The 23,779-nt window shown below is 36.4% G+C and carries 20 protein-coding genes; all 20 read right to left on the bottom strand.

Annotated elements, in window-relative coordinates; all coding sequences use genetic code 11:
• Positions 1-19: 19 nt before the first annotated feature.
• The 20 genes from BAU23_RS02450 to bshC all read right to left on the bottom strand — a co-directional run bounded on the left by BAU23_RS02450 (position 20) and on the right by bshC (position 23,709).
• On the bottom strand, positions 20-694 hold the full coding sequence (locus BAU23_RS02450) for a YggS family pyridoxal phosphate-dependent enzyme (protein ID WP_000218014.1): 675 nt from the start codon (positions 692-694) through the stop codon (positions 20-22).
• Between the two features lie 5 nt (positions 695-699).
• Positions 700-1,509: a peptidoglycan editing factor PgeF gene (gene pgeF / locus BAU23_RS02455; RefSeq protein WP_001209024.1), complete on the bottom strand. Its 810-nt coding sequence runs from the start codon at positions 1,507-1,509 to the stop codon at positions 700-702.
• 117 nt (positions 1,510-1,626) lie between these two features.
• A complete protein-coding gene (locus tag BAU23_RS02460; RefSeq protein ID WP_000619396.1) occupies positions 1,627-1,905 on the bottom strand; it encodes a YlmC/YmxH family sporulation protein in 279 nt (92 codons plus the stop codon).
• Between the two features lie 295 nt (positions 1,906-2,200).
• Positions 2,201-2,980, bottom strand: coding sequence for an RNA polymerase sporulation sigma factor SigG (sigG, locus tag BAU23_RS02465; RefSeq protein WP_000197755.1), 780 nt, complete (start codon positions 2,978-2,980; stop codon positions 2,201-2,203).
• Positions 2,981-3,138: 158 nt separating this feature from the next.
• Positions 3,139-3,858 carry an RNA polymerase sporulation sigma factor SigE gene (gene sigE, locus BAU23_RS02470; protein WP_000976948.1) on the bottom strand — a complete coding sequence of 240 codons (720 nt, stop codon included), beginning with the start codon at positions 3,856-3,858 and terminating at the stop codon, positions 3,139-3,141.
• Between the two features lie 19 nt (positions 3,859-3,877).
• Positions 3,878-4,795, bottom strand: coding sequence for a sigma-E processing peptidase SpoIIGA (gene spoIIGA / locus BAU23_RS02475; RefSeq protein ID WP_071733461.1), 918 nt, complete (start codon positions 4,793-4,795; stop codon positions 3,878-3,880).
• A gap of 303 nt (positions 4,796-5,098) precedes the next feature.
• Positions 5,099-6,253, bottom strand: coding sequence for a cell division protein FtsZ (ftsZ, locus tag BAU23_RS02480; protein ID WP_000888980.1), 1,155 nt, complete (start codon positions 6,251-6,253; stop codon positions 5,099-5,101).
• Positions 6,254-6,292: 39 nt separating this feature from the next.
• Entirely contained in the window at positions 6,293-7,594 is a 1,302-nt protein-coding gene (gene ftsA / locus BAU23_RS02485; protein ID WP_001087547.1) for a cell division protein FtsA, read from the bottom strand.
• A 400-nt stretch (positions 7,595-7,994) separates the two neighbouring features.
• Positions 7,995-8,765: a cell division protein DivIB gene (gene divIB, locus BAU23_RS02490; protein ID WP_000798215.1), complete on the bottom strand. Its 771-nt coding sequence runs from the start codon at positions 8,763-8,765 to the stop codon at positions 7,995-7,997.
• A 98-nt stretch (positions 8,766-8,863) separates the two neighbouring features.
• On the bottom strand, positions 8,864-9,769 hold the full coding sequence (gene murB / locus BAU23_RS02495) for a UDP-N-acetylmuramate dehydrogenase (protein ID WP_000437015.1): 906 nt from the start codon (positions 9,767-9,769) through the stop codon (positions 8,864-8,866).
• A 61-nt stretch (positions 9,770-9,830) separates the two neighbouring features.
• A complete protein-coding gene (gene murG / locus BAU23_RS02500; RefSeq protein WP_001265412.1) occupies positions 9,831-10,925 on the bottom strand; it encodes an undecaprenyldiphospho-muramoylpentapeptide beta-N-acetylglucosaminyltransferase in 1,095 nt (364 codons plus the stop codon).
• A 101-nt stretch (positions 10,926-11,026) separates the two neighbouring features.
• Positions 11,027-12,118, bottom strand: coding sequence for a stage V sporulation protein E (gene spoVE, locus BAU23_RS02505; protein WP_000753514.1), 1,092 nt, complete (start codon positions 12,116-12,118; stop codon positions 11,027-11,029).
• Positions 12,119-12,208: 90 nt separating this feature from the next.
• Positions 12,209-13,561: a UDP-N-acetylmuramoyl-L-alanine--D-glutamate ligase gene (murD, locus tag BAU23_RS02510; protein WP_000849653.1), complete on the bottom strand. Its 1,353-nt coding sequence runs from the start codon at positions 13,559-13,561 to the stop codon at positions 12,209-12,211.
• The gene (mraY, locus tag BAU23_RS02515) at positions 13,562-14,536 is read right to left on the bottom strand and encodes a phospho-N-acetylmuramoyl-pentapeptide-transferase (protein WP_000893067.1); all 975 of its coding nucleotides are present in this window, start codon (positions 14,534-14,536) and stop codon (positions 13,562-13,564) included. It abuts the gene before it with no gap.
• 22 nt (positions 14,537-14,558) lie between these two features.
• Positions 14,559-16,034: a UDP-N-acetylmuramoyl-L-alanyl-D-glutamate--2,6-diaminopimelate ligase gene (gene murE / locus BAU23_RS02520; protein WP_000766282.1), complete on the bottom strand. Its 1,476-nt coding sequence runs from the start codon at positions 16,032-16,034 to the stop codon at positions 14,559-14,561.
• Positions 16,035-16,244: 210 nt separating this feature from the next.
• Positions 16,245-18,161 (bottom strand): stage V sporulation protein D, encoded by a 1,917-nt coding sequence (locus BAU23_RS02525; RefSeq protein WP_001266222.1) that lies wholly within the window; start codon positions 18,159-18,161, stop codon positions 16,245-16,247.
• Between the two features lie 81 nt (positions 18,162-18,242).
• Positions 18,243-20,393 (bottom strand): penicillin-binding protein, encoded by a 2,151-nt coding sequence (locus tag BAU23_RS02530; protein ID WP_079999157.1) that lies wholly within the window; start codon positions 20,391-20,393, stop codon positions 18,243-18,245.
• 22 nt (positions 20,394-20,415) lie between these two features.
• On the bottom strand, positions 20,416-20,778 hold the full coding sequence (gene ftsL, locus BAU23_RS02535; protein WP_000182807.1) for a cell division protein FtsL: 363 nt from the start codon (positions 20,776-20,778) through the stop codon (positions 20,416-20,418).
• A 15-nt stretch (positions 20,779-20,793) separates the two neighbouring features.
• On the bottom strand, positions 20,794-21,726 hold the full coding sequence (rsmH, locus tag BAU23_RS02540; RefSeq protein WP_000472513.1) for a 16S rRNA (cytosine(1402)-N(4))-methyltransferase RsmH: 933 nt from the start codon (positions 21,724-21,726) through the stop codon (positions 20,794-20,796).
• Between the two features lie 366 nt (positions 21,727-22,092).
• On the bottom strand, positions 22,093-23,709 hold the full coding sequence (gene bshC, locus BAU23_RS02545) for a bacillithiol biosynthesis cysteine-adding enzyme BshC (protein WP_071733463.1): 1,617 nt from the start codon (positions 23,707-23,709) through the stop codon (positions 22,093-22,095).
• Between the last annotated feature and the right edge of the window lie 70 nt (positions 23,710-23,779).

The raw sequence follows: 23,779 nt of genomic DNA on the forward strand, positions 1-23,779 counted from the left end.
AATAACTTTCTCCTTCCTCTTACGCTTTTCCTACTAAAACCGTTCCCAAACGAATATATGTAGCGCCTTCCTCAATTGCAATCGTGTAATCATTTGACATTCCCATTGATAATTCTTTACATGGTGCATGTAATAATTCTAGCTCTTGCACCTCTGTTTGTAGCATGCGCAATTCCTTAAAGCAGCGACGAATCTCTTCTTCTTCTCCTGTAAACGGAGCCATTGTCATTAATCCTACCACTTCAATCTTATCCAATTCTTGCAAACTTTGAATAAAAGAAATTGTTTCTTCTATCGCCAATCCTTGCTTTGATTCTTCAGATGATGTTTTCACTTGAATAAAGCATTTAACTTTCTTATCAGCACGTTTTTGAATTTCTTTTGCAAGTGAGAGACGATCTAATGAGTGTAAATAATCAATCTCATTAATGATTTCTTTTACTTTTCTCGTTTGCAATGAGCCAATAAAATGCCAATTTACTTTTGAACCGAAATGCTCGTATTTTTGTGAGAAACCTTCATTTCTATTTTCACCTAAATCAATAATTCCTGCTTCAATTACTTCGCTTGTTTTTTCAATTCCTACAGTTTTTGTAACTGCCACGAGCTTAATATCTTTCATCGAACGTCCAGCTCGTGCACAAGATTCTTTAATTGCTTCGTTTACACCTGCTAAATTCCCTTGCACTGTCACTTGCTTCACTCCTCCTTAAAACCTATGAAACTCAACATTCTCCCCGTCTTACCTTGATCACGACGATGAGAGAAAAATAATTGTTCTTCACAGCTTGTACAAAGAGATGACATTACAATATGTTCTTCTTTTATGCCTGCTTGTACACATAATATACGATTAACTTCTTTTAAATTAATTGCATACTGACCATCAGAAATTACTTTATGAGGAACAGATCCGTTTACTACTTGCTGTGCTGCTGTTAATACACGATCATCAACAACATAACAACATGATCCGATTGCCGGCCCAATTGCGACATGAATTTCATCACTTGAAACACCTTCTGCATTCCACTTTTGAATCATTTCTTTCGCAATCTCTGTTACAGTCCCTTTCCATCCAGCATGCGCAAGTCCTATCATATCATGTGATGGTGCATAAAAATAGAGCGGAACACAATCAGCGTAACAAGATGTTAAGAGAACATCTTTGTTCGTCGTATAAATGCCATCCGTTTTTGGAATACCGTCTTCATATGAATAAACGCCTTTCCCTTTTTCTTGCAATCCTACTTTCTCAACATGATGGTCATGAACTTGTTCAGAGCAAATCCATTTTTCTAATGGTTTTTGTAACTTATTCGCTAAAATGCGTCTATTTTCATGAACATTCTCCACGATATCATTCACATGTAATCCTAAATTCATCGCATGAAAGGAGCCTGTACTTACTCCACCATCTTTTGTCGTAAATCCAACAGTAATGTTCCCAAGTTCTTTCCACGCTTGTAAATACAGTATACCGTCCACATATTTAAATGGTTCTCTCATAAAGCGGCTCCTTTTAATTAAAATAATATAAAAAAGCATGGTACTTCCTGTCTATTTTACCATACTTTTATTTTTTCATAATGACAACTGAAAAAAAAGAGGAATTTGTAATATTCTTTAAGAAATTGTCGGTGTTTGTATTGATTCTGTTACAGAATTAATATTATCCACTCTCACAAGTATGACATCTTCCCCAATTTTCATAATTTTCTCCCAAGGAATTACAAATTCTACTTCCTTTCCAAATAGTCCAAGCATTCGTGTCTGCTTGGAAATAATAACTGCCCTAATCTTTCCTGTGTCTATATCAAAATCAATATCTCCAATATTTCCAAGTCTTTTTCCATCTGAAATATTCACAACGTCCTTCATTTGAAACTCCGAAATTCTTATCATATTCATCCTCTCCCTTATATCATGAATTGTAAGTACGCTCTCAAATAAAGTGTAACCTTAATCAGTGGAGATTTTGTTCCTCCCTACTGACTATTCCCCCATGCTAATCGGACTTTTACGGACCGCAGACTTCCACCTAACGTCTTTACTTCAGCCAAATTTTAAAGTAGATAAACAGTATTTAACTTCTACTAATAGAACATCCATTTTATTTTCATTATATGAACCGACCTACTTTACTATGAGCGCAAAATATTACACATAAAAAAAGCCCACACCATAACTGGTGAGGGCCTTATCCTTGAATCGTCTTATTCATTTGCTTAATAGCAGACTTCTCCAAACGTGATACTTGCGCCTGAGAAATCCCAATTTCTTCGGCAACTTCCATCTGTGTCTTTCCTTGGAAGAAACGTTTTCGAATAATCATTTTCTCACGATCATTTAAACGCTTCATCCCCTCTTTCAACGCTAGTTCTTCAACCCACTGCTCGTCCTTTTGTTTTTCATCACTTAACTGATCCATAACAAAAATAGGATCTCCCCCATCATTATAAATCGGTTCAAATAGTGAAACTGGGTCTTGAATAGCATCTAACGCAAAAACAATTTCTTCATGCGTCACTTCAAGAACTTTTGCAATATCCATTGCTGTCGGTTCTTTCGAATTTTCAGCAATCAATTTCTCTCTTACTTGTAATGCTTTATACGCAATATCTCGTAACGAGCGAGATACGCGAATTGGATTGTTATCACGCAAATATCTGCGTATTTCCCCAATAATCATCGGCACAGCATACGTTGAAAATTTTACATTTTGGCCTAAATCAAAATTATCAATGGATTTCATAAGTCCAATGCAGCCAACTTGAAATAAATCATCAACATATTCTCCTCTGTTATTAAATCTTTGGATGACGCTCAGTACAAGACGTAAGTTTCCATTCACTAATTTCTCTCTTGCGCTTATCTCTCCACTTTGCATTTCACGAAATAATTTACGCATCTCTTCATTTTTTAGTACTGGAAGTTTAGCTGTATCAACACCGCAAATTTCTACTTTGTTTCTCGTCAAAGTGTTCCCTCCTATCGGGAGTTGCTGTACAGTGTAAAGTATTTCCTTTGAAGGGGATTTTATGCATGTGGTTTTTCCGTCATTTTTCACAAACATCATATTTCCTAATGCACAAAAAAAAGAATAAGACCAGTCTAAATACCGACTGGTCTTATTCTTCACACCATTTTATTAAATTCTTTTCGTAATCTTTTTATAATTCTTTTTTCCAAACGAGAAATATAAGACTGTGAAATTCCAAGCATATCAGCCACATCTTTTTGTGTCTTCTCTTCGCCACCAGCGAGTCCAAACCGAAGCTCCATAATTTGTTTTTCACGATCATTTAATTGATGCAATGCTTTCATTAAAAGATGACGATCTACTGTAGCTTCTAAATCTTTTGTAATAATGTCATCATCTGTACCTAAAACATCTGATAATAACAGTTCATTTCCGTCCCAATCAATGTTAAGAGGTTCATCAAAAGAAACTTCCGAACGATTTTTATTATTTCGACGCAAATGCATTAAAATCTCATTTTCTATACAACGAGATGCATATGTTGCTAATTTAATTTTCTTTTCTGGATTAAATGTATTCACTGCTTTTATAAGACCAATTGTTCCTATACTAATTAAATCCTCAATGTTTATCCCTGTATTTTCAAACTTTCTTGCTATATATACAACAAGCCGTAAGTTACGTTCAATAAGCAGTGACCGCGCAGCTTGATCTCCCTTTGGTAATTTATTCAAAAGAACTTCCTCTTCTTCTTTCGTTAACGGTGGTGGCAACGCTTCACTTCCACCAATATAATAAATTTCATCGGTCTTAATTCCTAATTTCAGCAATACTTTATACCAAAGGTATACCAAATAAAATTTTAATTTCATCATATTATCCCGCCTCTCATAATTAAGCTATTACCATCTTTTGCGAAATCAACATTTTCGGATGTACAATGCATTGATACTCTCCATTGCTAGATAATTGTTGTGTATTTAATCCAATCAATACTTTATTTACAACAATCGAACTACCTTCATGATAAACTTGCACACAATCTGGCTTAATTGCCCATAAAAATTGATTCTCTACTCCTACTGCTCGGAAAGGAATTAAACGCAGTTTCGTCGCCCATCCGGAATCATTTTCTGGTATTTGAGGAATTTCTGTTTTGGAATAAATTTGTTCTGTTAACCAAACTGGCAAACAATGCTCTAATGATGAAATATGCATAATCATAACGGGTGTTTTTGTTAACGGATCATACAGTTGGTTCCCACTATCAATTAGACCTGCTAGTTCTAATTCCTCTCCAACTAATTGAATTTTCACTTTCACGATTTGATCATAGTGTATCTTTGTGACTTCTACGCTTTCTATACGCTTTTTAGAAAAGTAATAAATCAATGGAAAACCAAAAATCACAAACAACCAACTAATTGGATCACCGTAAGAAACTGATTTAGATTGAACTAATCCATTTACCATTTCGTTCGTTTGCAAAAAGAAATGCGTTCCAATTAATCCTCCACCAACCATAAAGGTTACAAAATAAAAAGTAAAAACAGTTTGTGCATAATTTCTAAATGTTGAAAACCCAAATGCTGTATACACAATAAGTAACGAGTACAACAGTTTCATAATTGGATGTGTCATCATAGAAGCAAAAGGAGTAAAGGCGAAAATAACAATAGTTGAACCTATAAATGCTCCTAACACAAGCCTCCATCTTTTGATTCTCTTTTTTAACACGGTAGCTGTTAATAAAAGTAAAAGAAAATCAATGCAGGCGTTTAACAACCAAACAATGTCGGCGTAAACAACCAAACAATTCACCTCTTTTTTTAAGTTGAGACTAGTATAATGCATATCCAATAGGAAAGTGTGTCAATTGGTGGAGGGGTTTTTTTGTTATTTTGTGATTTCTAGACATAATCTGTCGGTAAAAAATAAAAGTGTATTTTTCATAGAATAATATGAATTTCTTACTTATATACATAATAATTGAATTATATGTAAGCAAATTTGCATCCTCTTTCTCACAACTTCATCTACAAATAAAAAAAAGACCTGCTAAGCAGATCTTTTTCATTCCAATAACAAAAAAGGAGCATGAAAGCTCCTTTTCTTTTATCGTCTACGACGGTTACGTAAGAATGCTGGAATATCGATGTCATCTGAATCTGTATGACGATCATGCACAACCGGCTCTTCACGTTTCATTTCACGCTTAACTTCACGTTGTTTTGTAGGTTGAGCTACTGGTTGTTGTTGCTGTTGCGTATGATTCGCAGTCGGACGAATAATTGGTTTTGGCGGCTGCGTCGCAGCACTATCATCAAAACCAGTTGCAATTACAGTGACAACAATATCATCTTTTAATCCTTCATTAATAACAGAACCGAAGATCATATTTACTTCTGGATCTGAAGCTGAAGCTACAATGTCTGCTGCTTCTTGTACTTCATATAAGCTTAGGTTCGCGCCGCCCGTAATGTTCATAATAACACCTTGAGCTCCATCAATAGATGTTTCTAGTAATGGACTAGAAATAGCTTTCTTCGCAGCTTCAGCAGCACGATTTTCACCATTACCAGAACCAATACCCATTAAAGCAGAACCTCTATTAGACATAATTGTCTTTACGTCTGCAAAGTCTAAGTTAATTAAACCTGGTGTTGCAATTAAATCAGAAATACCTTGAACACCTTGGCGTAATACGTTATCAGCTTCACGGAATGCTTCTAACATCGGCGTATTTTTATCAACAATCTCTAATAAGCGATCGTTTGGAATTACAATAAGTGTATCTACATTTTCTTTAAATGCCGCAATACCAGATGCAGCTTGCGTCGCACGCTTACGTCCTTCAAATGTAAATGGACGTGTTACAACACCAACTGTTAACGCACCTAATTCTTTTGCAACTTGAGCAACAACTGGAGCTGCACCAGTTCCAGTTCCGCCACCCATACCAGCAGTTACGAATACCATATCTGCACCACGAAGTGCTTCTTGGATCTGTTCTTTACTTTCTTCTGCCGCTTTTTTCCCTACTTCAGGGTTTGCGCCTGCACCAAGTCCACGCGTTAATTTTCCACCAATTTGCATTTTTGTTTCAGCTTTTGATAGATTTAATGCTTGTGCATCAGTATTCACAGCGATAAAGTCTACACCTTGTACACCGTGTTCAATCATACGGTTTACAGCATTGTTTCCGCCGCCGCCGACACCGATAACTTTTATATTCGCTAATTGATCTTGAGTAGTATCAAACTCTAACATGTCGAAATCCCCCTAGAACCTCATTTTTCGTGTCCAATTTTAATCCCATAAATAACGGAATGCACGTTTTACTTTTGACATCATACGGTCATCATTTTGATTATTATTGTTTTGATTACGAGTTTTTTGTTTCGCAGGTTGCTGTTGTACCGGCATTGGTGCTGGTACTGATTCAAAATGCTCTTGCTTTTCCTGCACGTTTTTCCCACGTAATTTAGCTTTTTGATATGAGTGTTTAATTAAACCTACTCCAATTGTATATTGTGGCTCACGCACACCAATATAATCAGGAGTTGCTATACGAACATTTTCATGTAAGATATCATATGCAAGATCAAGAACACCTGGCATAGAAGCAATTCCGCCAGTTAATACATAGCCAGAAGCAACTTGCTTTATTCCTAACTTATGCACTTCATCTTGAACAAACATTAAAATTTCCTCTACACGAGCCTCGATAATATCCGATAATTCCAATTGTGAATACTGTTCTGTCTGGTCGCTTCCCATAATAGGAACCGTAAACATTTCTTCTTCAGATGCTGTATCATAAAAAGCATGTCCATATTTCAACTTAATTTGATCTGCATTTTCAGTTGAAGTTTTCAACCCAATCGCAATATCCTTCGTTATATGGTCTCCACCTAATGGCAATACGCTCGTTGTTTGTAACTCTCCATCTTTAAAAATAGATAAAGTTGTAGAGCCTCCCCCAATATCAACAAGGGCCACTCCTCTATTTTTTTCATCTGAAGATATAGCAACTGTTGCAGCCGCTAAAGGTTGAAGACAAATATCAACAATTTCAAGACCTGCTTTTTCTACACAACGAAGTAGGTTATGTAGTAAAGTTCTCGAGCCTGTAATAAGTGTACCTTCCATTTCTAACCTTACACCGATCATCCCGCGTGGATCGTTAATCTCGTCAAGACCGTCTACAATGAACTGTCGAGGTACCACATCAATAAATTCACGTTCAGGAGCAATTGACACAACTTGTGCTGCATCTAGAACGCGTAAGACATCTTCATTTCCGATTTCACGATCTTCATTTGAAACAGCGACTACTCCATGACAAGGAAGTAGCTGTACCTGGTTTGCATTGACACCCACTACAACTTGCTCAATGTGGATTCCCACCATGCGCTCAGCTTGTTCAATTGCTTTTTTAATTGATCGAACAGTCTCATCTATATCGACTATCGATCCCTTCTTTAAACCATTTGATTTTACATTTCCAACACCAATTATGTTTAAGCTGTCATTAACCATTTCACCAATGATGACTTTAACATTGGATGTACCGATGTCAAGACTAACATATATTTCATTGCTGTTCATTCTTTGGCACCTCCTTCTTTATTTATACCATACAACTCAATATATGGAACAACAATCGCAACTTTACTATTTATAAGAAAAATATTCAACGTCTTTATACGTTTCCCTTTTTTAACCCTATATTTTTCTTATTTTTATTTAACATTCATTTAAGAATATCGCAGTAAACTGTGAATAACTGCTTATCTTGAAATAATTCTATTTCAAGTGTAAAGATTACCGCCAAGTATAAGTCTACACTAAGATGTACTCATAGAAAAGTGAAACTTGTACCAATCCTAGTATGAATCTAATAATTTTTACATATTTTTCATCAAATTAAGCATTCTTGCAAATTAGCATTCATATAAAAGAACATTTGTTTCGTTTTATACGTAATAACGCAGTGAAAACTATCATTCTATTCTTTCTTTTCTTCAGCACCTAGTTCCTTCGTATAAGCCCCCACTTCTAAGTCAATTAACACCTTCTTACCAGGTTCAATTGTTTTTATAATAAGTGGATAAGCTTCCATTCGCTTCGCAAAATTTTGAATAGTAGTGCTCACTTCATATCCTTCATTCATATATAAAGTAAGATGATCTTCATTTGCGTTCGTTGGTGTATAACGAATTTCAGAAATAGACCTTAAAATAGTCGGCGTTAATTTTTCTAGTTCTGCAATTAACTCCTTCATTTTTTCCTCTTTAAACGGTTCAAAAATTGGTGCTGCAACTGGAAGTTTCCCATTCGGAAGTACATCTAGTGTTTTCCCATTTTCTAATAACGGTTGTAATTTTCCATCTTTGTTTATATAGCCGATGGTTAAATATTCTTCTATATGAACATCAATTTTGTTTGGGAAACGCTTTTTTACATTTACCGCTTTAATTTCTTTTCGTTTCGTTAAGTTTTCTTCTGCTTTATGTGCTGTTACTCGGAAATAACTCGTGTCATATGTCACACCTGATTCCTTCATAACTTGTTCATCTGTCATATAATGATTTCCAAACACACTTATCTTTTTTATATTACTAAGTGGAGACCGAAAGTAAATTAAAAAGAGTACTAATAAAAATAAAATCGATATGTATAAAATTAACCGATGATTAACAGGTTTTTTATCCTTTTTCTTTTGATTCTTTAGCTTTGGTACACGATCTTGTAGTTTAATCACTTTACTATTTTTCATGTACGATCCCCCTATGTAACATAAAAAACGGCATGTTCCTCATGCCGTTCTTATCTTCTTATTATAACATAAATGATAATGAGCGGAACGAATAACCGTTATCTTCCAATTATTTCTACTTCGGTATGCATATCAACACCAAATTTATCCTTAATTGTACGCTTTATCAACGCAATCAAGTCTAATACATCTTGCGCTGAGGCCACACCAGTATTAACAATAAAATTCCCATGCATTTCAGAAATTTGAGCTCCACCAATTGTATAACCACGAAGCCCTGCTTTTTCTATTAAATCTCCTGCAAAATATGGGACTGGATTTCGAAATATACTTCCTGCACAAGGATGATTCCAAGGCTGCGTTTCACGGCGATAATCTTTATTCTTTTGCATGCTTCTTACAATTTCCTTGCGTTCGCCTACCTCCAATTGGAATTCAGCTTCCAAAACAATACCAGGACGTTTCGTTTGCAATACAGATGTACGATAAGAAAAACCCATTTCGGTATTCGTCAACCAATTAATTGTTCCATTTTCAAACAAAATACGAGCTTTCGTCAGTACACTCGATATGTCGGACTTATGAGCGCCTGCATTCATATACACTGCACCACCGACACTTCCTGGAATACCACTTGCAAATTCCAAGCCAGCTAATCCCTGTCGACTAAGTAAAGTTGACAATTTAATAAGGGGATAGCCAGCACCAACTCTTACTTTATGTTTTTCGACTTCTAAGTGGTCTAATCCTTCTCCTAAACGAATAACCACACCTTCTATACCTAGATCAGATACAAGAAGATTTGAACCACGACCAATTACAGTCCACCCTGCCTTGTACTTCTTTACTAACTTTAGCGTTTTCTCAATATCAGCAACATGCTTTGGCACAATTAAAATATCAGCTGGTCCACCTATTTTCATAGTCGTGTAACGCGCTAACGGTTCATTAACTAACACGCGACCAACATTTGCTTCTAAAAGCTCTTTTACTAATTGTTCCATAGACAATCTCCCCCATATTAAGTCTCCTTATTACAGTAATATGCAGGGCGTTCACCTAATGTTATTTTTTAATTAGCTTGTTCATTACCTCATATAGCTTATTTGCTGCATCTGGAATACCAAGTTGCTTAGCAGCCAGTTTCATATTTTGTAATGTTTGTGTATCCAATAAAATTTCATCAATATCACGAATAAGCGTTTCAGCTGATAAATCTTTTTCAAGCAACATTTTTGCTGCTCCTTTATCGACAACAGAACGTGCATTTTTTTCTTGATGGTTATTTGTTACATACGGACTCGGAATTAACACACTTGGTTTACCTAACGCTGTTAATTCTGCAAGTGTTGTTGCCCCCGCTCTTGAAACAACAAGATCTACACCAGTCAGTACCTCTGGCATATTATGAATAAAAGGCTTAATAATAACATTATTCGGATTCCCTTTTTGTTTCACTGCTTCCATCACTTTGTCATAATGTACTTCACCTGTTACGTACAATATTTCGTAACTTTTATTTCCAAACTGTTCAATCGCTTCTACAAAAGCATCGTTAATCGGTCTAGCCCCGCGACTCCCACCAAAAATAAGCACGGATTTTTTAGAAAGAGATAGTCCTACCGAACGTTTTCCTTTCATTCCATTTTGGTCCAATACTTCTGATGCACGTGGATTACCTGTCATAACCACTTTTGACTGTGGGAAATGTTCTGCAGCTGCTTCAAAGCAAACTGCAACTTTATCGACATAACGACTTAAAAATTTATTCGTTACACCAGGTACACTATTTTGTTCATGTACAATAGTCGGAATACCTAATTTAGCCGCAGCATATACAACTGGCCCACATACGTATCCACCCGTACCGATAACAATATCAGGATTAAAACGACGAATATATCGTTTACTATCTTGAACACCTTTTAGGAAACGCATCACCGTTTTTACATTATCAAGAGATATTTTTCGTTTAAATCCACTTATAACAATAGATTGGAACGGAATACCCGCTTTCGGTACGATGGTACTCTCTAATCCATTCTCTGTACCAATGTATAAAAACCTTGCTTCCGGATTTAATTTTTTTATTTCTCTAATTAAAGCAAGAGCTGGATAAATATGTCCTCCAGTACCCCCACCACTTACTAATACTCGCACTACTAATTCCTCCACTTCCCTGTTCTTATTCAATCGTATTTATTTCTATATACATATTGTATTTTCCACACATACGAAAAACCCTGTCTTTTAAACAGGGTTTAATAGCGAGAATGGCGACTTATATTCAATAATACACCTACTGCCATTAACATTAAGGTCAAACTTGATCCACCATAACTTAAAAATGGCAAAGTAATACCCGTAACAGGCATCAGTCCTGTTACAACACCAACATTAATCATTACTTGAATCGCAATCATCGCCACAATACCTACTGCTAAAAACGTACCATATAAATCTGGCGCTCCTAATGCTATACGAATCCCGCGCCATAGTAATAGACTAAATAATAATAACACAAATGAACCGCCAATAAAACCTAATTCCTCGGATAAGATTGCAAATATAAAGTCTGTTTGTGGTTCCGGTAAATAAAGAAACTTTTGTCTACTTTGTCCAAGTCCAAGTCCAAATAAACCACCAGGTCCAATTGCGAGTAACGATTGAATAATTTGAAATCCACTTCCGAGCGGATCCGACCACGGATCTAAATATGATGTGATGCGTTTCATTCGATATGGTGCTGATGCAATTAACCCTACAAATCCCGCTGCACCAAGCAAACCAAACATTGCAAAGTGAAAGACCCTTGCTCCCGATATAAATATCATAATAATACATGTCCCAACCATTACCGTTCCCGTACCAAGATCTGGCTGTAACATAATCATCCCAAAAGCAAGAAATACAAAACTTAGAGCAGGTAGTAATCCACGTTTAAAGGATGTAATTAATTTTTGTCGTTCCGCTAAAAATTTTGCTAAGAAAATAATCATCGCGAATTTCATAAACTCTGACGGTTGAATGGAGAATGCCCCGATTCCAATCCAACTTCGTGCTCCCCCGCGAACGAGACCTACTCCTGGAATTAAAACGAGAATAAGAAGAACGAAACAAACTAGCAAAATTACTTTTGAATACGTGCGCCACACCCAATAATCAATTTTCATTATAAAAAACATAGCCACTACACCAATACTCGCAAACAACAATTGTCTTTTTGCAAAAAAGAATGAATCCCCCATTTTATAAGAGGCCCAAACCGCACTCGCACTATAAACCATAATCATTCCGATTGTTAACAACGCAAGTGTAACGATGATGAGAATAAAATCAGGCGTTTTCTTCATTATCCATGAACACCACCTCTTTAGGCAGAACCTTTTGCCCTATGTAACAAAACATCAGTAGGTGTTAGCCTACTGATGTTTTGATTTACTTTATATAAGTTTATGCACAGCTTGTATAAAAATGTCTCCTCTTTCTTCAAATGTTTTAAATTGATCCCAGCTTGCACATGCTGGTGAAAGAAGAATTACATCGCCATCCGTAGAATGAGCGTAAGCTTTCACTACTGCCTCACCTAAAGTATCGACACTTTCAATTACATCTAATCCTGCTTTTTCAGCCGCTCTTACTAATTTTGGCGCAGTTTGTCCAAATGTTACAATCGCTTTGACATGTTTAAAGTATGGAATTAAATCGTCAAATTCATTTCCGCGATCAAGTCCACCAGCTAATAAAACAATCGGTTGTGTAAATGCAGACAATGCTTTTTCTGTCGCTAGCATATTCGTCGCTTTTGAATCATTATAAAACTTACGATTATTAATCGTTGTTACATATTCTAAGCGATGCTTTACACCTGTAAAACTTTTTAACACAACAGTAATTGCTTCATTAGAAACACCTAGTAACTTCGCAATACTCATCGCTGCTAAAATATTTTCTAAATTGTGCTTACCAGGTAAAACAATATCGCTTACTTCAGCCACTTTTTCGCCTTTAAAATAAAGAGCGTTTTCTTTTATATATGCACCATCTTCAATTTCTTTCGTAGTCGAAAATAGTACTTTTTGTCCTTTACTTTGTGCCGATAATGTCATTACATCTGCATCATCCGCATTAATTACACTATAATCTGTTTCAGTTTGGTTTTTGAAAATATTCGCTTTTGCCAAACCATACTCTTCCTTCGTTCCATGGTAATCTAAATGCGCTTCAAATAAATTTAAAAATGCAGCAATTTTAGGTTGGAACATCTCTACTCCCATCAACTGGAATGATGAAAGTTCTGTAACTACAACTTCATTTTCTTTTGCATCTTGTGCAACTTCACAAGCTACTGTTCCGATATTCCCCGCAATAACAGGGTGCTTTTTGCCTTCTTTTAACATTTCAAACGCAAGCATTGTCGTTGTTGTTTTACCGTTAGATCCCGTAATTCCAACAAATGGAGCTTCTGAAATACGATATGCTAATTCAACTTCAGTGACAATCGGAATTTGCTTTTCTTTCGCCGCCACTAGTAGTGGATTAGAATATGGAATCCCTGGATTTTTTACGACAAGTGAAATGTTTCTTTCCAACAATTCTAACGGATGTCCACCACAAACAACATCCATTCCCTTCGCTTGCAATTCAGCTGCAGGCACGTTACCCGCTAATGGTTTCCCATCATTTACAATAACGTTTGCACCTAATTCGTTTAATAAAGTAGCTGCTGCATAACCACTTTTAGCAATACCTAATACAAGAACATTTTTATTTTTAAATTCAGTTATAGTTTTCAATTACATCCACACCCCGATATAAATTCCTAACACAGCTAGTAAAAATCCTACAGACCAAAATGTTACAACAACGCGCCATTCTGACCAACCACATAATTCATAATGATGATGTAATGGACTCATTTTAAAGACACGCTTTCCTGTTGTTTTGAACGAAATAACTTGGATAATAACAGATAAAGTTTCTGCTACGAATACACCGCCAATAATAACGAGTAACAATTCTTGTTTTAACAAAATTGCTACAGCTGCAATTGCTCCCCCTAAAGCTAGAGATCCTGTATCGCCCATAAATACTTTCGCTGGATTCGCATTGAATACTAAAAAGCCAAGTACAGCTCCTACAACTGCCATACAGAAAATCGCTACACCAAATTGTTCTTGAGCCACAGCAATAATACTAAATGCCCCGAATGCAATAGCAGCTGTTCCTGATAATAAACCATCTAAACCATCTGTTAAGTTAACCGCATTCGATCCACCAATAAGCATAAATAATACAAGAACAAAGTATGCCCACCCTAATTCGAATTCAACATCCGTTCCTGGAATCATAATATAAGTGGGAAATGCTTGCCCTTTTCCAATTAAAAAGAACGCAATAGCAATTACAAGCTGACCAATCAATTTTTGTTTTGATGTTAAACCAAGATTTCTTTTCTTAACTACTTTTATATAGTCATCTAAAAATCCGATTAATCCGTATCCAAATGTAACTAATAATAATAATGATACTTCTGCACCTAAATTGTTAAATTTAATCGCCATAATGAGCGTAGTTACCATCATGGATACATATATGACAATACCACCCATCGTTGGTGTCCCTGATTTTTTTTGGTGTGACTTCGGTCCTTCGTCACGAATACTCTGTCCGAACTTTAACTTTCTTAAAAATGGAATAAATAATGGCGAAAGGGCAACAGAAATTAAAAATGCTACCCCGGCCGTTACTAATAAACCTTGTTCAAGCACATGTAGTCCTCCCCTCATGCTGTTACTCTTCGTTGTTTAAACGCTCCGTGATTGCTTCTTTAGCGACTTCACGATCGTCAAAATGATGAACTTTCTTACCAATAATTTGATATGTTTCATGCCCTTTACCAGCAATAATAATGATGTCCGCATCTTTTGCTTTAGCAATTGCACAATGTATCGCTTCTTTTCTATCAATAATTACCTCGTAATTATTCCCATTTGCACCATTTACCATATCATCTAAAATAGCCTTCGGATCTTCACTTCTTGGATTATCTGATGTATAAATTGCATGCGTTGCATATTCTGCTGCGACACTTGCCATTATTGGTCTTTTCGTTCTATCTCTATCACCACCGCAACCAACGATACAATATACATTCCCTTTTGCAAATTGTTTTGCTGTTTTGAGTACGTTCTCTAAGCTATCAGGTGTATGTGCATAGTCAACAATAACTGTGTAATTTTGTCCACCATCAACAACTTCAAAACGTCCAGGAACACCAGCAAGCTCTTTGATCACATCGATAATTGTTTGTAAGCTCACACCTGAAACAAGACCTGCTGCTGTAGCAGCTAACACGTTATATACATTAAACTTACCAATTAATTTCATCGTAACATTGACAGTTTCATACGGTGTTACAAGTGTAAATGTTGTACCGCCACTCGTCATTACGATATCTCGTGCCATAATGTCGCTTGCAACATCTATACCGTATGTTACAACAGTAGCTGCTGTACTTCTCATATACTCCTCTGCTACTGGATCATCACTGTTTAATATAGCGTATTTTTCACGATTATGATGATAACTATTGCCAAGCTGTGCAAAAAGCAACCCTTTCGCATGTTTATATTCTTCCATCGTTTTATGATAGTCTAAATGATCTTGTGTTAAATTTGTAAATACTGCAACATCGTAATCGCATCCGTGTACACGGCCCAGATCTAAAGCATGAGACGAAACTTCCATTACTGTGCTATCCACACCTTGTTCAACCATTTTTGAAAACGTCTGTTGAAGTGTTAGTGCATCTGGTGTTGTATTTTTCACCTCAAATGTTTCATCACCGATTTTCATATTAATCGTTCCAATTAGCCCTGTTTTATGACCATGTGCGCGCATAATTTCATCCATAATATGCGATGTTGTTGTCTTTCCATTTGTACCTGTAATACCGATTAAATGTAACTTGTGTGTTGGTTGGCCATAAAAATAATCAGCTAAAACCGCTAGCGAACGAAAAGTATTTTTCACAAGTACAACTGGAACGTCAACATCAATTGGTCTTTCCGCAACAATAGCAGCCGCTCCTTGTGCGGCTGCTTGCTTAGCAAAGTCATGGCTATCAACCGTATATCCTTTCATACATATAAATAAGCTTCCCTCTTTCACTTTACGTGAATCCGCTTCAATAGATGTTATTTCTGGATTTTCTTTTGGAACAACTGGAAAATCATGCAAACATGATAAAAGTGTATGCAACTTCATTTCACTAAACCCTCTCTACATTGTTTATTTATCTCTTATTTTAGCAAGCAACACCTTACCTCCTAGTTATATAAAAATAGGAGGTAAGTGCTACTATAGTCTAATCAATAGATTTATTTATTAATGAGACACTTATCGTCTCAAATAAAGCAATTTTCCTATAAAAAACTCACTTCCACCAATTGTACCATAAAACACAATCAGTTACCTTTAATTCCCGAAGTAAATTCTAACTTTTGAACCCTCTTTTACTTTAGCTCCGGCTTCTGGTGATTGCTTAATTACTTTCCCACCATCACCACTTATATCAAGCTTCAAGTCTACAAGTTGCGTTTGTAAATCTTTCTTTTTCATACCAATTAAATTCGGAACTTCCACAGTTGGTGTATCGCCCCATTTATATTCTTTCTCAACTTGCTCTTTTCTCGGTTCCACTCCCATTACAGGAAGTGCGTCACGAAGAATATTCCCAACAATAGGTGCTGCTACAACTCCACCAAATTGAGTGACTCCTTTTGGGTTATCCACAGCTACATAAACAACAATTTGCGGATCGTCGGCTGGAGCAAAACCGATAAATGATACAATGTAGTTATTATCCAAATATTTTCCATCCTTCACCTTTTGAGCAGTTCCAGTTTTTCCACCTACACGATATCCATCAATGTAAGCCCCTTTACCAGAACCTTTCGCTACAACATTCTCTAATGCGTAACGAACTTTCTCTGAAGTTTCCTTGGAAATAACTTCCCTTTTCGCAACAGGTGTCTTTTTGCTGACAACTTGATTATTCTTCGGATCAATAAATTCCTTCGCTATATATGGCTGATACAAAGTTCCACCATTTACAGCGGCTGCCACAGCCGCTACTTGTTGAATCGGTGTAACAGAAACACCTTGCCCAAATGAAGTCGTCGCTTGCTCGACTGGACCAACTTTATCTAAATTAAATAAAATCCCGCTACCTTCACCTTGTAAGTCAATTCCGGTCTTCTGTCCAAACCCGAAATTGCGAATGTATTTAAACAATCGATCTTTACCAAGACGATCACCGAGTTCAATAAATCCTGGGTTACAAGAGTTTTGAACTACCTCTAAAAACGTTTGGCTACCATGGCCTCCAGCTTTCCAACATCGCAATCTAGCTCCACCAACTTCAGCTGCCCCATCATCATAAAACGTATCTTTCTCTAAGTCTACTAAATTTTCATTCAAGGCTGCAGCTAATGTAATAATCTTAAATGTTGACCCTGGCTCATACGTACTCCATACAGGTAAGTTTCTGTTATATACTTCCGGAGAAACACTTTGAAAATCTGCTGGATCAAAACTTGGCCGACTTGACATACCTAAAATCTCACCATTTTTCGGATTCATTGCTATTGCTATCATACCGTCAGGATTATACGTCGATTCCGCAATATTCATTTCTCTTTCCATAATCCTCGTAATGCGTGAATCGATTGTTAACCCTAAATTCAAGCCAGCTTCTGGTTTTTTGAAATCATCTCCAACGTTAGGCATTCTCTGCCCTTTCGCATCTGCAAAAAATCGCACATGACCTTTATCACCATTTAGCTCTTTATCATAATATTTCTCTAGTCCCATAAGCCCTTGATTATCACTGCCCGCAAATCCTAATACGTGTGATAAAAAATTACCGAATGGATAGTACCGGATAGAATCCTCTGCGATGTACACACCCTTTAAACTTAATCCGCGTACTTCTTTCGCTTTGTCATGCGATATTTTCCTTCCGCCTTTATCAAGCCTTACAATCGACTCTTTTTTTGTAACCCGCGTATAAATATCATCTTTTTCCACACCTAATACTGCAGCTAACTTCTCTGCAGTCTCTGCTGGTTTTTCAATTTGCCTCGGCACAACAAAGACGGTCGGTGCACTTTTATTCGTAGCAAGCTCCACACCATTTCGATCTAAAATCTTCCCTCGCTCTGGTTCAAAAGTAATATTACGACTCCATGAATCCTTCGCACGATCTGTTAACATATTTCCAAGAAAAAATTGCACATATCCAAGACGAATATCGATGATGGTGAAAATGAGTATACCCGATATAAGTATAAAAATAAGTCGCTTCCTAACTGTTACATTTGATACACGCATATTGGAACAAGCCTCCCTTACGCCTAGCTTGTTCCAATATATGCTTGTACTTATTTAATTAGAACTTCTTCCCTATTACCATTATGGCTTTTCTGCTTCTTGCTGCGGCTCAAGTGGTGGTACGAGTGTTACACCTAATTCCGTACCAGGTTGCAACAATGTTCCTTCCGCCACACTTTGTTCCGTTACATATCCTGTACCAGAAGGTTTTAAGTTAAGCTTTAATGTTTTTGCTAAATTCATAACATCACGCAGTGCCCATCCCTGTACATTTGGCATTGTAGGCTTATCTCCTACTAAGAAGACTCGATCACCTTTTAATGTTTGTTCAGTTGCTTTTGGCACTTGCTGCTGCGCTTTCCCTTCACCTAATACAATTGGACGAAGTTTTGCTTTATCAATTGCTTTTTTCGCTTCATCCATCGTTTTTCCTGTTACATCCGGAACGACAGTTTGTTGCTCTTTCACATATTTCTTCGGATCCTTTACTTCATTTGGCTTAATCTTTAAATACTCTAAACTATTTTTCGTTACATATTTAAAGATATCAGCTAAAGGTTTAGCCCCGTTTTCATCATCTTTTAATTTCGGCTGTTTAACGGCCACATACACAACAAGTTGTGGATCGTCCATCGGTGCCATACCTAAGAATGAGAATATATAATTCTCTCTTCCTGTCATATAGCCACCTTTCCCGTCAGGAATTTGTGCTGTACCTGTTTTACCACCTACAGAATAGCCATCAATTTTATATGCAGTCCCTGTTCCTTTCGGTGATGTAACAACACGTTCTAGTAATTGTCTTACTTGCGCGGCTGTCTCTTTGGTAACAGGCTTTCCTACTTCTTCTGGTTTATGCTCTAACTGTACTTTACCTGTTATTGGATCCACAATTTTATCAACTGTATAAGGTTTCATCATTTTACCATCATTTGCAATCGCTGTTGCAGCTTGTACAAGTTGAATTGGTGTAACTGTAGAACCTTGTCCAAATGCCGTTGTTACTTGTTGTATTTGTTGATCAAATAAAATTGTATTTGACCCTTCACCAGGTAAATCAATGTTTGTTTTTTCATCTAATCCAAAACTGTGAATATATTTTCGAAAACGCTCTGCACCAAGTTTTTGATCCCCTAAAATTGCGAACGCTACGTTTGAAGATCGCTCTACCCCTTCATCAAAAGTAATAGAACCCCATCCAGCGCCGCCGTTATGATCTTTTATTTTACGATTACCAACTTGATATGTACCAGACTGATAAAAGTCTTGTCCATTGTATACACCTTCATTAATGGCCGCCGCTAATGTGAAAATCTTCATTGTTGATCCCGGTTCAAACGCATTTGCAATGGCGTCGTTATAATAGTAATTCATCCGTCCTTCGTTCGGATCATAACTAGGTTTACTAGACATCGCTAATATTTTCCCTGTCTTCGGATCCGCTACAATTCCAATTAAATTTTCTGGTTCATAATGTTTACTCGCTTCTTTCATCGCGTCTTCTAAATAACTTTGAATACGTTGGTCAAGCGTTAAATACACATTATCTCCATTTTTAGGTGCCTTTACATTCACCTTTCCACCGTCAAGAGATACTCCTTTACGGTCACCTGTATAAGCTACCTCACCATTAGAAGCACCTAAATACTTATCCAAACTCTTTTCTAAGCCAAATTGACCTACTGCGATTCCATTATCATTAGGTTTGGCATGACCTATGACATAAGATGCGAAATCACCGTTTGGATACACTCTCGCATTTTCAGTAATAAAAGTTATTCCCGGCAATTTCAATGCTTCTATTTGTTCTTTCTTTTCTTTCGTCAAGCCCTTACCCAATGTTCCAAATTCCACTTGACTTTTACCTTCTTTATTTAAAGTAGCTAAAATTTTATCTTCATCTTTCCCGAGTACTCCTGCGATTTTCTTTGCAGTATCCTCTTTATCCTTAACCGCGTTGGCTCCTTTTAACTCGGCTACAAGTTTATAAGAATTTGCATCTTGCGCTAGGACATGACCATTTTGATCATAAATTGTTCCTCGATTCGCTTCGAGGACTCCCTTTTTACTATGTTTCTGCTCAGCAAGTTTCTTTAAATCATGATTGTCCACTGTTCCTGTTACTTGTAAGTAAAAAAATCGGGCTAATAACAGCAAAAAGAGCAGGAGGAAAAATATCATAAAATAACCTGCTCCCTTATTGGTATGAAATTTGGTCATATTTCTCTTCATCTTTTCTTCACACCTATTTGCCTTACTTTAGGCCTTTCACGTTATTCGCATTAATTTCTAGCCCGTGTTTTTTTGCAACTTCAGCGATACGTTCATAACGACTTAACTTCTCTACTTCAGCCTGCAATTCTTGATTTTCCTTTTGGTTTTTCACAATTTGTTCTTCTATCGTCGCTGCTTCTACATTCACTTGATAAAGACCCGCTTTATTCCCAATAAAAGCTACACAAGCATATAATAAAAACCCAATAAACGTTACATACAATAGCTTTTCAATTCTTGTAATTTTCGCTTTAACTTTTGGCTTAACCATCTGCTGTGGCGGCGTTTGAATTTGTACCTCTTCTTGCGCCTGTTGTTTATACTTTACAGCTAAATTAGTCATACCTCTCTCTCCTTTTTATCGTTTTTCAGCGATTCTCAACTTCGCAGAACGCGCTCGATTATTTTCTTCTAATTCAATGTCAGAAGGTAAAATCGGTTTTCTTGTAATAAGCTTTAATTTCGGTTTAAATTCATCCGGAATAATCGGTAGTCCCGGTGGTAATTGCGGCGTCGTGCTATTTCGCTTAAACGTCGTTTTACAAATACGATCTTCTAATGAATGGAACGTTATAACACTAACTCTTCCACCAGGCTTGACCATATCAATTGCAGACTCCAACGCCTCTTCAAATACTTTTAATTCATCATTTACAGCAATACGAATCGCCTGGAATACTCGCTTCGCAGGATGTCCACCTGTTCTACGTGCCGGAGCTGGAATACCTTCTTTAATTAATTCTACTAATTCTCCTGTCGTTTCAATAGCCTTATTCTCGCGATATGCTTCGATTTTCCTTACTATTTGCTTTGAAAATTTTTCTTCGCCGTATTGGAAGAAAATTCTTACGAGTTGTTCATATGACCAGCTGTTTACAACATCATATGCTGTTAATGGGGCATCTTGATCCATCCGCATATCTAACGGTGCATCATGATGATAACTAAAGCCACGCTCTGGTGTATCTAATTGTGGGGATGAAACACCTAAATCGAATAAAATCCCGTCTACTTCTGTGATACCTAATTCATGTAGTTTTTCAGATAAATAACGGAAGTTGCTCTTTACTGTTACAAATTGCTCACCATAAGAAGAAAATTTTTCCTTTGCATTTTGAATCGCTATTTCATCTTGATCAAATGCTATTAATTTTCCACCATCTGTTAGCTGGGATAATAAATAAGAACTATGTCCTCCTCCACCCAGTGTACAATCTACATATGTACCACTCGGCTTTATATCTAAGCCATCTACTGTTTCTTTCAAAAGTACTGTTACGTGTTTGAACATTGCTGCACCTACTCTTTTTCCAATAAATTATGTTAAATACATTTCTCACTCTACAAACATTATTTACTACTAGAGGATGAAATGCTACTAAAGAACGACTCATTTAACTTCCAACAAGGTAGCCTGCTATACAAATCGCTATTTTATTTTATTATATACTAAATTTTATCATTTTTTGCGGGAATTTAAACAAAAACCTGTCGAAAAAGATATTAATCCGTTTACATTTTGTGCTATTTTGTCATATATATAAACTTGGTACATAGCGATTCATCACACCAATATAAGATAGACAATTCAGAAATATTTCGCTTCTCAGTTAATTCAACGGGATAAAAATAAAATCCTGCTCAAAAGAGCAAGATTCTATAGTTTTATTACATGATGTTTTCCGTCCCACGAAAATGATTGTTCCATTACCTGGTCCACAAAATCAAGACCGAATTGATTTAAATAATAACAGACATTCCACACACGTTCTTGCGGTGCTCCTAATGGACGAAGCGCAAATTGCACACGTCGGAATTTATTTAGTTGAACCTCATGCTTCTTCTCAACATTTCTTTTCAACATTTTTTCTAACAGTTCAATTTGTTCATTAATTTTCATTTCATTTTTCCCTGCAAACTCATTTAACCCTGGATCTATTTTTTTCACGAATAGTTGTAATGATGTATGAATATCCATTATTTCTTTTTTCGCTTCTAGAAATCGTTCGTCTATCGGTTCCTCTATTTGATTAGAAAGCCAGTTTTCACGCAAATTATCTACTTTATTTAGAAATGGATCAATTTCTTGCAAATCTAAATCGTATAAATCTGTCGCTATATCTCGCTCCATATAAGTAATCGTAAGCCGAGGAACGACAGGTGGCATTTGGAAACCGACAGTGTGAAACACTTGTTGCAATTCACTCCAATAAGCTAACTCCCCCGGACCACCAATAAACGCTAACGTAGGAAACACATACTCTTGCATAAGAGGACGCGTTACAACATTATTACTAAAACGTTCTGGACTTCTTTCCATCTCTTCCATCAATTCTTCATACGAAAATGAATGCACTCCATCTTTCCCAATAAATTTCCCTTGATTCTCTTCAAGCAATACTCGCTCATTATCAATTTCCATAAATATATGCACTGCATTTGCCTTCGTTTCAATAATCGGTTTAAACCCTAATTCCTTAATTACTTCCTGTTGATTATGAAGGCCTGCTTGAATTTCTTTATATTTACTTATTATTTGTTGTAAAAACGGTACTTCTAATTTTCTTAAGGCAGGATGATGAGAATCTACAAGAATTAAACCAGAATTTACGAACATTTTTGTAATAAGGTGCGCAAAGAAATCTACATATGTATGCGATTTATCTAAAGCATCCTCAACAAATTGTAATACATCCTTTGTAAAATTCGTTTCCGGATATGTTTTAAAAATCTCTTCGATCCATTTTCTACAGTCTTCAATAGAAAGCTCTGACTCAGAAGCACTCGCCTTTTTCGGATGACGATCATGAAAAATGGTCTTTTTTATTTTTTTATTTTTCGTTACAAATGTATGATTAATTTCATCCATATCATGATCTTCACCGGCAATCCAAAAGACTGGAACAACTCTAACCCCTAAACTCTCTTCTTTTTCTTTTGCAAGCTGTAAAATCGAAATGACTTTATGCACTGTATAAAGTGGTCCAGTTAACAATCCAGCCTGTTGTCCAGCTATAACTACATATGTATTTTCATCTTCAAGCGCTTTTATATTTTGAATTGTAGATTCTCCCGCTTGCAATTGTGTATTATATTCTAATAAATGCGTTACTAAATCTTGACGGAAAAACTCTCTCTCACGTAAATCATGTAAACGCTGTTTAAAAGCATCTTCTGTTAACAAATAGTCAAAACATGACTGTATCTCTTTTTTACCGTTCACATAGTCCGCTACAACACCTTGTAGTGGAACAGAGATTTCTTTTATCTCCATATAATTCTTCCTTTCGTATCCTGTTCTCTCACCAACCCACATTGTAGTCAATGTTTCATGTAAAAGCAAA

Origin of the sequence: Bacillus nitratireducens, from assembly GCF_001884135.1 — a bacterium.
GTDB lineage: Bacteria > Bacillota > Bacilli > Bacillales > Bacillaceae_G > Bacillus_A > Bacillus_A nitratireducens.